At 69.3% G+C, this 13,047-nt stretch carries 11 protein-coding genes; 6 read left to right on the forward strand and 5 right to left on the reverse strand.

Annotated features, from left to right (window positions below):
• Positions 1 to 675: hypothetical protein (locus VF794_RS13055; RefSeq protein WP_331110225.1), on the reverse strand; the 675-nt coding region annotated here is incomplete at its 3' end.
• 175 nt (positions 676 to 850) lie between these two features.
• Between VF794_RS13055 and VF794_RS13060 the strand changes: the two genes are divergently transcribed.
• Positions 851 to 1,819 (forward strand): serine/threonine-protein kinase, encoded by a 969-nt coding sequence (locus VF794_RS13060; RefSeq protein ID WP_331110227.1) that lies wholly within the window; start codon positions 851 to 853, stop codon positions 1,817 to 1,819.
• Between the two features lie 7 nt (positions 1,820 to 1,826).
• Here VF794_RS13060 and VF794_RS13065 read toward each other — a convergent pair whose 3' ends face one another.
• From VF794_RS13065 to glmU, 3 genes are all read right to left on the reverse strand, one after another.
• A complete protein-coding gene (locus VF794_RS13065) occupies positions 1,827 to 4,313 on the reverse strand; it encodes a PQQ-dependent sugar dehydrogenase (RefSeq protein ID WP_331110229.1) in 2,487 nt (828 codons plus the stop codon).
• Between the two features lie 180 nt (positions 4,314 to 4,493).
• Complete coding sequence (gene glmS, locus VF794_RS13070) at positions 4,494 to 6,329, reverse strand: glutamine--fructose-6-phosphate transaminase (isomerizing) (RefSeq protein WP_331110231.1); 1,836 nt, start codon at positions 6,327 to 6,329, stop codon at positions 4,494 to 4,496.
• 128 nt (positions 6,330 to 6,457) lie between these two features.
• On the reverse strand, positions 6,458 to 7,894 hold the full coding sequence (gene glmU / locus VF794_RS13075; RefSeq protein ID WP_331110233.1) for a bifunctional UDP-N-acetylglucosamine diphosphorylase/glucosamine-1-phosphate N-acetyltransferase GlmU: 1,437 nt from the start codon (positions 7,892 to 7,894) through the stop codon (positions 6,458 to 6,460).
• Positions 7,895 to 8,307: 413 nt separating this feature from the next.
• Here glmU and ggt point away from each other — a divergent pair, with 413 nt between their 5' ends.
• Together ggt and VF794_RS13085 are read left to right on the forward strand one after the other, a co-directional pair.
• The gene (gene ggt, locus VF794_RS13080) at positions 8,308 to 10,077 is read left to right on the forward strand and encodes a gamma-glutamyltransferase (RefSeq protein WP_331110245.1); all 1,770 of its coding nucleotides are present in this window, start codon (positions 8,308 to 8,310) and stop codon (positions 10,075 to 10,077) included.
• Positions 10,078 to 10,085: 8 nt separating this feature from the next.
• Positions 10,086 to 10,871 (forward strand): TatD family hydrolase, encoded by a 786-nt coding sequence (locus tag VF794_RS13085; protein WP_331110235.1) that lies wholly within the window; start codon positions 10,086 to 10,088, stop codon positions 10,869 to 10,871.
• Position 10,872: 1 nt separating this feature from the next.
• Here the strand turns inward: VF794_RS13085 and VF794_RS13090 are convergent, their stop codons facing one another.
• Positions 10,873 to 11,145 carry a hypothetical protein gene (locus VF794_RS13090; RefSeq protein ID WP_331110237.1) on the reverse strand — a complete coding sequence of 91 codons (273 nt, stop codon included), beginning with the start codon at positions 11,143 to 11,145 and terminating at the stop codon, positions 10,873 to 10,875.
• Between the two features lie 357 nt (positions 11,146 to 11,502).
• Here VF794_RS13090 and VF794_RS13095 point away from each other — a divergent pair, with 357 nt between their 5' ends.
• The 3 genes from VF794_RS13095 to VF794_RS13105 form a co-directional block, all read left to right on the forward strand.
• On the forward strand, positions 11,503 to 11,733 hold the full coding sequence (locus VF794_RS13095; protein WP_331110239.1) for a hypothetical protein: 231 nt from the start codon (positions 11,503 to 11,505) through the stop codon (positions 11,731 to 11,733).
• 13 nt (positions 11,734 to 11,746) lie between these two features.
• Positions 11,747 to 12,688 carry an amidohydrolase family protein gene (locus VF794_RS13100; protein ID WP_331110241.1) on the forward strand — a complete coding sequence of 314 codons (942 nt, stop codon included), beginning with the start codon at positions 11,747 to 11,749 and terminating at the stop codon, positions 12,686 to 12,688.
• A gap of 96 nt (positions 12,689 to 12,784) precedes the next feature.
• The coding region (locus VF794_RS13105) for a response regulator (RefSeq protein ID WP_331110243.1) at positions 12,785 to 13,047 on the forward strand (263 nt) is incomplete at its 3' end.

The raw sequence follows: 13,047 nt of genomic DNA on the forward strand, positions 1-13,047 counted from the left end.
CTGGATGAGGGCCAGAATGAGCAGCCCCAACAAGCCCGCTCGCCGAGAGTCCGAGCGTTCAGGACCCAACAGCGCCGGCACCAGCGACAGCAGCGCCAGTCCCATGAGGAGCACGAGGGGCAGCACCGGCTCGTCTCCCTCCGGAAGGAGGGGGCCGCCGGGCAGCTCCGCCCACTGGGCGAGGAGGCCCACGCCCTGGGTGCTCGCGGCCGCCCAGGGTGCCCACGGGTAGCGGCCCGGGGCGTCCGTGTCCTGCCCGCGCAGGTGCTCCAGGTCCTCCGGGCGCACCTCCAGGGCGAAGGGGAAGCCGAGCCGCAGCAGGGCCTCGGTGGCCGCGGCCCGGCACGTCCGGCCCGTCGCCTCCTCCAGCCCCGCCAGCTGGCCCCCCTCCAGCAGCTGGTGCAGCACGTCCGCCACCTGCCGCCCCTCGCTCCCGGCCGTCAGCGTGTCCAGCTGGTGGTTGATTCGCTCGGCCCATACGGCGCGCTCGGCCTCCGAGGAAGCCGCCTGGGCCTCCTGGACGGCGAGCAGCATCGGCAGCGACCCCTCCTCGGGCTCGGAGAGGCGCGCTGGGGGCTCCCATGGGGCCAGGGACGGCAGCTCCGCCAGGCCCTCCCCCTCCGACTCCCCCGGACGGGAGCCGAAACCCGGCGGTCGCGTAGGGGAGTCGGACATGCCTGGGACTGTAACGACCCACTCCAACCGCCTTCAAAGCTTCCCGCGCCGCCCCCGCTCCGAAGCTTCCGCCACCCGACGCGAGGGCCCCCCTCGCGCCCGCCAGGTGACAGCGCCCCTCTCTCCTGGAAGGTCCGTGGGTCTCCTGGCGCTCACGGGGTAGAGTAGCGGCACCTTGTCGTCCCCCCCCCAGCCTCCCAGGACCGTGGAAATCCCCTCGCGCCGCTTCGGGCGCTACGTGCTGCGCTCGCGACTGGGCTCCGGGGGCATGGCGGAGGTGTTGCTCGCGGAGGCCAGGGACGAGAAGGGGGCGCCCTTCAAGGTGGCGCTGAAGCTGATGCGCAAGGGCGTCTCGGCGGAGGCCTTCGCCGACGAGGCGGACCTGATGGGCCTGCTGGAGCACCCCAACCTGATGCGCCGGCTGGAGATTGGCGAGGCCTTCGGGCGCTACTTCATCGCCATGGAGTTCCTGGTCGGCGGCGACCTGGAGGGGATTCTCCGGGCGCACCGTCAGCAGGGCCGGAGCATCCCGCCCGCGGTGGGCGCCCACGTGTGCATCGAGGCGCTACGGGCCCTGGCCTACTTCCACCAGGCGCGCACGCGCAGCGGCCGGCCGCTGGAGCTCATCCACGGGGACGTGAACCCCTCCAACATCTTCTTCTCGGGGCAGTGCGAGGTGAAGCTCGGCGACTTCGGCGTGGCCCGGGCGCGCGGGTTGGACCTCGGCCCGGAGGAGGGCGTGACGGGGGGCAAGCTGCACTACCTGTCGCCGGAGCAGACGCGCGGGGACTCGGAGACGCAGGCCTCGGACCTCTTCTCGGTGGGCATCGTCCTGCACGAGCTGGTGCTGGGCTTCCACCCCTTCGCCCCCGACAGCGACAACCCCGAGGTGGTGATGGCGGCCATCCGGGCGGCGAAGCTCAACCTGCCGGACACGCTGGACAAGCAGCTGGCGGCGGTGCTGCGCAGGGCCCTGGCTCCGGACGTGGGCCAGCGCTACCGCACCGCGGGCGAGTTCGCCGGAGCGCTCCTCGCCTGGGCCCTGGACACGGGGCAGCCCTTCGACCCGCGCGAGCTTCAGTCCGCCATGCAGCAGGTGCTCTCGCTCGCGCTCTGGGAGCGGGAGAAGAGCAGCGGTCGCTGAGCCGTTCTCAGTACCTGCGCCACTGGAGCTGGGCCACGGCGCCGCCGCCGCGCTCGTAGTACTCCATGACCACCCGGTGGTGGCCCGACGGCAGCCAGGTGAAGGTTCTGTAGCTCGTGGGGCCCTGGTCCTTCCAGGCATTGATGATGCGGGAACCATTCACGAACACGCGGACCCCGTCATCCGCCCGGGCCGTGAAGGCATACGTCCCCGACGAGCCGAACCAGAACCGGCCGCTCCAGCGTACCGAGAACTCGTCCCACGGGACTTCCGGAGCGGGGCTGTCCTCACCCCAGTTGTGGTTGATGGGGGCCGACTCGCAGCGCACCATGACGGGGGCGCCGCTGAGGGTGGAGTTGTCGAAGTACTCCGCCCGGAACTCCCCCACCGGGCACTCCGTCGGAATGAGGGTGGCCGTGTACGAGGCGCTGCTCTCTCCCGCCAGGACGACATGCTCCTGCTCTCCACCATCCGACCACCGGGTGAAGGCATAGGGCCCCTGGGGCGAGGGCGTGTAGACGCTGTTGCGGGAGCCGACGACGACCGTGCTCGTCAGCGGGGCCGTTCCCCCCTGTCCATTGAGGACCACCTCCAGGCCGGGCGGTGACGTCTCCAGGGAGAGCTGTACCGTCCGGGGGGAGAGGGTCACCGTGCTCCTGCCCGTCAGCCCCACCGAGTCGGTCGCCGACAGCTCGAGCTCGAAGAAGAACTCGTCTCCATGGTCCGGGATGACGAGGGTCCCACCGGAGCCCGTGTGCGAGGTGTACGGGTGGGGATGACAGGTCCCATGGGTGCAGTGGTGCATGGTGATGACCCAGGACAGCCGGCCCTCGGCAATCCGCCCCTCCTCGCGATCCATCGCCGCGCCCGAGTAGGTGATGACATCCCCCACCTTGAACGAGGAGCCCTGCGCGGGCGAGCTGATGGTCACGACCGGCGCGCTGTCGCCCACGACGATGGCCAGCGTCGTGGAGTGCGTACCACCACGCCCATCGCTCACGGTCAGCCGAGCGGTGTAGGTGCCGCGGGCGGTGTACGTGTGCTCCGGTTGGGCCGAGCTCGAGCCCGTGCCATCACCGAAGTCCCAGGTGTACCCGAGCACGTCTCCATCCGGATCCGAGGAGCCGGCGCTCGAGAACCGCACGACCAGTGGCGGGTAGCCATTGCTCGGAGTCGCCGAGGCCACCGCCGTGGGCGGCGTGTTGCCGGCCGTGTACCGGACGCGGCGCAGCTGCCCATCGAAGAGGGACACGTAGTGGAGGTCGCCGCCCGGTCCGGGCTCGATGTCGACCGGGAAGACGGTGTCCGTCTGGAAGGTCGTCACACTGCCGGGAACGAGGTTGTCGTTCTCGTCGACGCGCAGGGTGCGGAGCCACCGCTGGGCGAAGTCCCCGAAGAAGTAGGCCCCCCAGTAGGAGGAGGGGTAGTCCGTGCCGGTATAGAAGAACCCACCCGTGGCGGCCGCGCCCCCGTTCGAGTGGTCCCAGCTATACAGGGGCATCTTCACCGCGGACGGACCGAGGGCATAGAGCGCCTGGCAGACCGCCCTGGACGCGTAGCCCTCCTGGCGGACGGGGCCCTCGTAGCAGGGCCACCCCAGGTTGGCGCCAGCGGTGGCGACGTTGATCTCCTCGTACTGATTCCAGCCCACATCCCCTACGTAGGGGGTGCCCGTACCGGGACGCAGGTTGAACCGATAGGCATTGCGCAGGCCGTAGCTCCAGACCTTCGACCGGTTGGCCCTCGCATCGCCCGTCCAGAACGGATTGCCGGGCACACCCGCGCCGGTGGGGGTGATGCGCAGGAGCTTGCCCGCGAGCGAGTCGAGGTCCTGCGCGCGCAGGGCCCTGTCGTCGACGAACTCGTAGTGGGAGGCATCCCCCAGGGTGACGAAGAGCGAGCCATCCGGGGCGAACTTCAGGTTGCCGATGCTGTGCGAGGGGATGTCGGAAGGGATGCAGTCGGCGCCCGCGGGAAAGTCATTGCACGAGCCGCCCACCCGGGTGCCGAGCAGGACGAACTCGCTGGAGACAGAGGCGGTATCGCCCACCACCGTGTACCGCGCGAGGCGCCCGGTCTTGCTCTCCCCGTCCTCCAGCGCGTCATCGTCGTAGGTGTAGAGCAGATAGAGGAAGCCGTTCGTCGCGAACGCGGGATCGACGGCCATGCCCAGCAGACCGCGATCCTGGTAGTCATTCACCCGGCCGGAGATGTCGATGAGCGGCGTGGGGAGGAGCGCCCCATTCTTGTAGACCCGGACCACGCCCGCCTTCTCGGCGATGAAGAGCCGACCATCCGGCACGTTCACGAAAGTCGTTGGCGCGTTGAGCCCCGAGAAGGAGACCTCGTCCGAGAAGCCACGAGGCAGCAGCCCCGGGAGGACCGTCTTTCGGGGAGGCGCGTTCTCCGAGGGGGGCGTACTCCGGGCCCACGCCGCGGACAACAGCACCCCGCCCAGACAGATGAAGACGTACACCGCGCGACGGGTGAGCATGGCCGGCTCCTTTCCCCAGGGGGGCTCGAAAGCTGGGGCCTGTCCGTCGCGACTCCACCCTCCCCGCGGTCCCATACCGGTGTTCGCTCCAGGGGCAGGGTGCGGAAATGAAAACGCCCGGGGGCCTCGTCGAGGCATCCCCGGGCGTGGTGGACCGGACCGCGGTCCGAGCGCGGCGGACTACTCCACCGTCACGCTCTTGGCGAGGTTGCGCGGCTGGTCCACGTCATTCCCGCGCATATCCGCCACATGGTAGGCGAGGAGCTGCAGCGGGATGGTGGCCACCACCGGCGCGAGCAGCGCGCTGGCGGCGGGAATCCGCACGACCTGATCCGCGAGCGAGGCCACGTGCGCGTCATCCTCGTCGATGATGGCGATGACCTTGCCACCGCGCGCGCGAACCTCCTCGATGTTGCCGATGATCTTCTCGTAGGCGACGTGCGGCTGCTTGGGGGCGATGATCACCACCGGCATCTTCTCGTCGATGAGCGCGATGGGACCGTGCTTCATCTCGCCGCCGGCGTAGCCCTCGGCGTGGATGTAGGAGATCTCCTTGAGCTTGAGCGCGCCCTCGAGCGCCACCGGGTGCATGGGGCCGCGGCCGAGGAAGAGGAAGTCCTGCGCGTTCATGAACTCGCGGGCCACGCGCTTGACCGAGGGCTCGCACTTGAGCACTTCCTCGATCATCTTGGGCACCTCGGTCAACGCGGTCAGGTGCTCCTGGGCCGCCTTGACGGAGAGGGTGCCGCGCATGCGGCCCAGCTTCACCGCGAGCAGGTAGAGGCCCACCAGCTGCGTGGTGAAGGCCTTGGTGGAGGCGACGCCGATCTCCGGGCCCGCGTTGGTGAGGATGGTGATGTCCGCCTCACGCGTCATGGCGCTGCCGATGACGTTGCACAGGGCGAGCGCCGTGGCGCCGCGCGCCTTGGCCTCCTTGAAGGCCGCCAGCGTGTCCGCCGTCTCGCCGGACTGGCTGATGGCGATCGCCAGGTGCGAGGGCTCCACGATGGGATCGCGGTAGCGGAACTCGCTGGCCAGCTCCACCTCGACGGGGATGCGCGCCAGGGATTCGATCATCGCCTTGCCGGCGATGCCCGAGTGCCACGAGGTGCCGCACGCGAGGATCGTCACCTTGGTGATGGCCCGCACCTTCTCCGGGCTCAGGTTCCAGCCCTCGAAGTGCACGTCGCCCTCGGAGAGGAGCATGCGACCGCGCAGCGTGTCCGCCACGGCGCGAGGCTGCTCGTGAATCTCCTTGTGCATGAAGTGCTTGTGGCCGCCCTTCTCCGCCATCATCGGCGTCCAGTCGATGCGACGGGTGGGCCGGTTCACCTTGTGGCCGGAGCGGTTGTAGATGTCCACGCTGGCGGCGGTGATGATGGCCAGGTCACCCTCCTCCATGTAGACGAAGTCGCGCGTGTGCTCGAGCAGCGCCGGCACGTCGCTGGCCACGAAGTTCTGCCCCTGGCCCAGGCCGAGCACCATGGGAGAGGAGTCCTTGGTGCAGACGATCCGGTTCGGGTCGCTGCTGGTGACCACCGCCAGGGCGTAGGTGCCCTTCACCTGGGCGATGGCCGCGCGCACCGCCGAGGGCAGATCCAGCCCGCCCTTGAGCTCATCGGAGATGAGGTGGGCGAAGACCTCGGAGTCCGTCTCGGAGGAGAAGTGGTGCCCCTTGGCACGCAGCTGCTCCTTGAGGGCCAGGTGGTTCTCGATGATGCCGTTGTGCACCACCGCCACGTCCCCGTAGGTGTGCGGGTGCGCGTTCTCGTCCGAGGGACGACCGTGCGTGGCCCACCGCGTGTGGCCGATGCCGATCGTGCCCTGGGGCACCTCGTTCTGGACGCGGCTTTCCAGGTTCTTGAGCTTACCCGTGGCCCGCACCACGTTCAGGACGTTGCGGTTCACCACCGCCACGCCCGCGGAGTCATAGCCCCGGTATTCGAGCTTCTTCAGCCCGGAAACCAGAATAGGAGCCGACTCTTTGTCCCCGACATACCCAACAATGCCGCACATGTTGTCCGTCCTCTCTCACGCCCGAGCCCCCGTTGGCAAATCTCGGGGGGTTTTCCACCTACACCGGGCGACACCTGTCGCCCTGAAGACAAGCAAATGCCGGGCCTACCGGGCCGGCCTACCCCGACCTACCCCGCTGACGCCTTGTCCGACTTGGAAGGGCCTGATTCCGAGGACTTGGCCTGCCGGGCCTTCTTCCTCTCCGCCCAGCCTTCCTTGTTCACCTGCGGCGTACGGGACACGGCGAGGCTCCCAGGCGGTACATCTTTCGTCACCGTGGTGCCCGCACCGACATACGCGCCGTCCCCGACCTTCACCGGGGCCACGAGCTGGGTGTCCGAGCCGATGAAGACCCCATCGCCCAGCTCGGTGAGATGCTTGTTCACCCCGTCGTAGTTGCAGGTGATGGTACCTGCACCCACATTCACCCCCGAGCCAATCTTGGCGTCGCCGAGGTAGGCGAGGTGGTTGGCCTTGGAGCCGCGGCCCAGGCGGGCCTTCTTCGTCTCCACGAAGTTGCCCAGGTGGACCTCCTCGGCGAGGTCCGTGCCGGGACGCAGCCGGGAGAACGGCCCGAGGATGCAGCGCTCGCCCACCCGTGCCTCCTCCAGGACGGTGTAGGGCTTCATGTTCGTCCCGTCGGCCACCGAGGAGGCGTACACGACGCAGCCCTGACCGATGGTGACGTTGCGGCCCACCACCGTGGCACCCGACAGCGTCACCATGGGGGCGATCTCCGTGTCCGCGCCGATGACCACGCCCTCCTCGATGTAGGTGGTGGCCGGGTCCGTCAGGGTGACGCCGTTGCGCATGTGCTGGACGTTGATGCGCGCCTGGAGCTCCTTGGCCCGCGCGTTCAGCTCCACGCGGTCGTTCACCCCGGCCGTCTCGCCGAACTCGGCCTCGAGGGTGGCCACCAGGCCCTGGGCCGCGGCCATCTCCACCAGATCCGTCAGGTAGAACTCCCCCTGGGCGTTGGTGTTCTTGATGTTGGCCAGCGCCTTCCACAGGAAGGACGACTCCACCAGGTAGATGCCGGCGTTGCACTCGCGCACCTGGCGCTGCTCGGGGGTGGCGTCCTTGTGCTCGACGATGCGAGCCACCTTGCCGCCCTCGCGGATGACGCGGCCGTAGCCCGAGGGATCCGCCAGCGACATGTACACCAGGGACAGCACGCCGCCCGCCTTGTCGTGCGCGGCCGAGAGGGCCTCCAGCGTCTCGCGGCGCACCAGCGGCACGTCCCCGGAGAGGATCAAGACGCGCCCGGTGAAGTCCTTCAGCGCGCTCTCCGCCGAGCGCACCGCGTCCGCCGTGCCCCGCTGCTCCTTCTGGAGCGCGAAGCGCAGGGGCGCGGCGGGGAACTGGGCACGGATGGCGCTCTCCACCGCCTCGGCCTGGTGGCCCACCACCGGTACCACCGGCGAGGCCCCCAGCTCCAGGGCCCTCATGAGGGGATAGGCACAGATGGGCTTGCCGAGAATGGGGTGAAGGACCTTGGCCTTCTCCGACTTCATCCGCGTGCCCTTGCCCGCGCACAACACCACCGCCGCCAAAGGAGCTGTCATGGCGCCGATTACTAGGGACGCGAACGCGACCCGTCAACCACGAGCAGGCAAGCGCCCCGGGCGAGTGGCCTCGGATCTGACGCGTACCGAAACGGACAGCGTGTTGCTCTGGACGGTGATACCGAACGTGGGCTTGAGGAAGAGCGTCGTCACCGGGACTTCTGGCGGGGGCGGTGTCGGCTTCACTGTCGTCAGGTTGGCGTTCATGTTTCCCCCGGCCTCGCGCAACGTTCTGCACAGGATGTCCCCTCCTGTGCGCCCGTCAAACCTCTGGCCGGGCATGCTGGCGTCAGCCGGACACTTCTTTGAAGTCGAAAGCGGTTGTGGCGAGTCCGGGCGGCGGCGGGATACTCCAGAACCCCGACCCAGGGAAGCACCAGTTGAGGGAGGCGCGGCACGTGGAGACGGTAAAGATGCGGGCACACCAGACAAGGTGGATCGTGGCAGTAGCGGCGCTGCTGGTGCTGGGCCCGGCCTGGGCGGCGAGGCCGTACCGCGGCGGAGCGGTGGCCACGGCGCACCCGGTGGCCAGCGAGGCCGCGCTGCGGATGCTGGACAAGGGTGGCAACGCGGTGGACGCGGCGGTGGCGGCGGCCTTCACGCTGGCGGTGGTGGGGCCCTACCACTCGGGGCTGGGCGGTGGGGGCTTCGCGCTGGTGCATGACGCGAAGGCGGGCCAGACGCGGGTGCTGGACTTCCGCGAGGTGGCGCCCAAGGCGGCCACACGGGACATGTTCCTCAAGGACGGCCAGGTGGTGCCGGGGCTGTCCACGGACGGTCCGCTGAGCGTGGCCGTGCCCGGCGCGGTGGCCGGCTACCTGGAGCTGCTGGAGAAGCACGGCAAGCTGCCGCGCGCGGTGGTGCTCCAGCCCGCCATCGACGCCGCCCGCAACGGCTTCTGGGTGTCGCCCAAGTACCAGGCCCTGGCCTCCCTGCGGCTCGACTGCCTGCGCCAGGACCCCGAGGCCGCGCGCCTCTTCCTCGCGAAGAACGCGCGGGGCGAGCTGGACGTGCCCCCCGTGGGCCACCTCGTGCGCCAGCCGGAGCTGGCCAAGACGCTCTCGGCGCTCGCCAGGAGCGGTGCCAGGGCCTTCTATTCGGGGCCCCTCGCCCAGGCGATGGTGGACACGGTGAAGCAGGGCGGCGGCCTGCTCTCGCTGGAGGACCTGAAGGACTACAAGACGCGCACCCACGAGCCCCTCCAGGGCAGCTACCGGGGCCACCGCATCCTCACCATGCCGCCGCCGAGCGCGGGCGGGCTCGCGGTGGTGCAGGTGCTCGGCGCCATGGAGCGGCTGCGCCCCCAGGGCGTGAGCTTCCGCGACCCGGAGGATCTGCACCTCTACACCGAGGCGGTGCGGCGCGTGTACGTGGACCGGGTGAAGTACCTGGGCGACCCGGCCTTCGTGAAGATTCCCATGGAGAGCCTCACCTCCTCCGGCTACATCGCGGACCTCGCCGGGAGCATCGACCCGAAGAAGGCCACCCCCAGCGCCTCGCTGCTGGCCCCCATGGAGGGCTCCACCGGCTCCACGCTGAAGAAGCCGGACAGCACTTGGTACGACCCCTCCGCCCCGCAGCCGGAGAAGAAGAACACCACCCACATCTCCGTCATCGACAAGGACGGCGGCGCCGTGGCCCTCACCACCACGGTGAACTACGCCTTCGGCTCGTGTCTGGTGGCCAAGGGCACCGGCATCCTCCTCAATGACGAGATGGACGACTTCGCCGCGCGGCCCGGCGTGCCCAACGCCTACGGGCTGGTGACGGGCGAGGCCAACGCCGTCGCCCCGGGCAAGGTGCCCCTGTCCTCCATGTCCCCGACCCTCGTGTTCTCCAAGGAGGACCCCAAGCGGGTGATGCTGGCCGTGGGCAGCCCGGGCGGCTCCACCATCCCCACCACCGTCATCCAGGTCATCTCCCTCATCGTCGACCAGGGCATGGACGTGACGCGCGCCGTGGGCCAGGGCCGGTTGCACCACCAGTACCTGCCGGACGAGCTGTGGGTGGACCGCTGGGGCCTGGAGCCCGCCACGCAGGCGGCGCTGGAGGCCAAGGGCCACAAGCTTCGCAAGCAGGAGGCCTGGGGCGATGCCGAGGCCGTCCACAGCGACCCCAAGACGAACCTTCGCTACTCGGCGAGCGACCCGCGCAACGAGGGCGTCGGCCTGGGACAGGACTGAGAACCCCCGTGCCCACCCCGCCCCTGCTCCACCTCTTCGACGCGCACCTCCACCCCGAGGCCCTGAGCGATCAGGACCTCGAGTCCATGCGCTTCTTCGGGGTGGAGCGCGCGCTCGTGGTGGCCCACCACGTCCCGGAGCCCACGCCCAAGGCGCTGCGCAAGCACTTCGACGACCTGGTGAACCGGCAGCTGCCGCGCCTGGAGCGGCTGGGCATCCGCGCCTGGGCGGCCCTCGGCGTCCACCCGCGCTGCATCCCCCGCCGCGGCCTGTCCGAGGTGCTCGCCAGCCTCCCGGAGTATTTCCGGGGCGGGCGCGTGGTGGCCCTGGGCGAGACGGGCCTGCACGAGGGCGGCATCGAGGAGGAGGAGGCCTTCCTGGAGCAGCTCGCGCTCGCGCGTCAGCTCAAGCTGAAGGTGGTGGTGCATACCCCCGCGCACGACAAGGAGCGCCACACCCGGCGCATCCTCACCCTGCTGCTCCAGTCCGGCGTGCGGCCCTCGCGCGTGCTGGTGGACCACGCCAACGGGCGCACCGTGCGCAACATCCTCGGCTGCGGGCATTGGGCGGGGTTGACGCTGCATCCCGAGGAGCTCAAGGCCGAGCGGGCCGTCGCCCTGGTGCGTCGGCTCGGCAGCGAGCGGCTGGTGCTCAACTCGGATGCCGGCGATGGCGCCGGCGACATCCTCGGGCTCGCGCGCGTGACCAACCTGCTGGTCAAGGCGAAGCTCTCCGAGCGGTTGGTGAAGCGCGTGGCCAGTGAGAACGCCTCGCGCTTCTACCGTCCTCGTTGACTCAGTGAAGCGCGCTGGACTCCGACTCGGGGTGCAGCGTCAGCCGCTGCGCCTGGTCGTCCAGCTTCGCCTGCACCGGGATGCCCTGGTGCCGGTAGTGCGCCAGCGAGTCCGCGACCTCGTCCAGCAGCAACTGGTAGCGCTCGTCCAGCTCCACCGCGATCAGCATCATCGTCTCGCCCGCGGCCTCGACGCCCGGGCGGTACACCTGGCAGCGCTGGAACCGCGCCCACCGGCCATTCGCCATTTTCACCAACTCGCCGTCGTAAGCCATGCGCAGTTCCCCCTTTCGACAGGTAGTCGGGGATAGATGTGGAAGTGAACGGCCCCACTGTAAGCACAAATTTTCCGCTCGTCATCCCCCCCGCTGAAAATTCGTGAAAGCCCCATGATATGGGTCGTTTACCGGACGCTCCCCCTCGGAGACGCCCCACTCTCCAGCCGAGCCCCAGCGGGCGTGTAAATTCGCTGGTCTGTTAAGTTGTTGATTCTTTGGCCTCTCGCGTCGTCTGGTCGCATCCACTGCCCGACAAAGCTGTGTCCTCCCCGGCCCAGACGCCACCCGGGGCGCTGGGCCGAGCCCGCATCGTCCAGGTGGCATGGGCCGGCGCCATCCCTTAGATTCTCCGAGATGAAGTTGACCCAGTTGTTCCGCCGCGATCGGACCGTCATCAAGCGCGCGGACGCACAGGACCAGGCCGAGAAGATTCTGGCCGAGTCCCTCCGTCTGCTCAGCCAGGTGTGCACCAAGGTGGCCGACCTCATCGAGACCCAGCGACTGGAGCGCTCGGGCTACTCGCAGAACACCTACCTGCGGCGGCTGGACAACCAACAGGCGGACTCCGAGCGGAAGAAGCCGTAGACGCCTGCCGCGTATGGACCCCTCCAACGATTCCCCGGGCTGTCTGGGCGCCGCCTCCGGCTGGCTGGGCACCAGCGGCGTGTTCCCCCTCCCCGCGCTGGAGGACGAAGAGGGCCCCCGGCTGCCCGAGGGGCTGCCTCCCGTGGTGGACGCGCACATCCACCTCTTCCCGGACCCCGTCTTCGAGGCGGTGTGGCGCTGGTTCGACCAGTACGGCTGGCCCATCCGCTACAAGCTGCACACCCCCCAGGTGGTGTCCTTCCTGCTGTCGCGGGGGGTGAGCCGGGTGGTGGCGCTCCACTACGCCCACAAGCCGGGCATGGCGCGCTTCCTCAACGCCTACATCGCCGAGGTGGCCCGGGCCGAGCCGCGCGTGTTGGGGTTGGCCACCGTGCTGCCGGGCGAAGAGGGCGCCCCGGAGATCCTGGCCGAGGCCTTCGCGGCGGGACTCCAGGGCGTGAAGCTGCACTGCCATGTGCAGTGCTTCGCCCCGGACGCCCCCGCGCTGCACGAGGTGTACGCCGCGTGTGCCCGGGCCGGAAAGCCGCTGGTGATGCACGCCGGCCGCGAGCCCGCCAGCCCCCAGTACAAGTGTGATGTCCACGCCCTCTGCTCGGCCGAGCGCGTGGAGCGGGTCCTCAAGGAGCACCCCACCCTCAAGCTGTGCGTGCCCCACCTGGGGGCGGACGAGTTCGACGCCTACGAGCGGCTGCTGGAGCGCCACGACAACCTGTGGCTGGACACCACCATGGTGGTGGCCGGCTACTTCCCCATCCCCATCCCCCGCCGCTTGTTGGAGGTGCGACCCGAGCGCATCCTCTACGGCACGGACTTCCCCAACATCCCCTACGCCTGGGACCGGGAGCTGAAACAACTGCTGGCCCTGAAGCTGGGAGACGAGGCGGAGGCTGCTATTCTGGGGGGCAACGCCCTCGGACTGTTCAGCGGGTGTTGAAAACCGTGCAGACCCCTTCCGGAACGGGGGAGGCATTCCCATCTTGCCCCCCATAGAATCTGCCTTCCCTGGTTGAAGACCCTTTCGAGGCCCCGCATGCCCTACATCCTTGTCGTCGATGACGACGCGAGCCACCGCACGCTCATCTGCGATGCCCTGGAGGAGATGGGCTATCGCACGGAGCAGGCCGCCAACGGTCGCGAGGCCCTGGACCTGCTCGAGGGGGACATCCCACAGGCGGTGCTGTTGGACCTGCGGATGCCCGTGATGAGCGGCTGGGGCCTGCTGGACGCGCTGAAGAAGATGCCGCGCGCGCGCGGACTGCCGATCATCATCATCTCGGGCTACGGCTTCGAGTG

Origin of the sequence: Archangium sp., assembly GCF_036389735.1 — a bacterium.
Classification (GTDB): domain Bacteria; phylum Myxococcota; class Myxococcia; order Myxococcales; family Myxococcaceae; genus Archangium.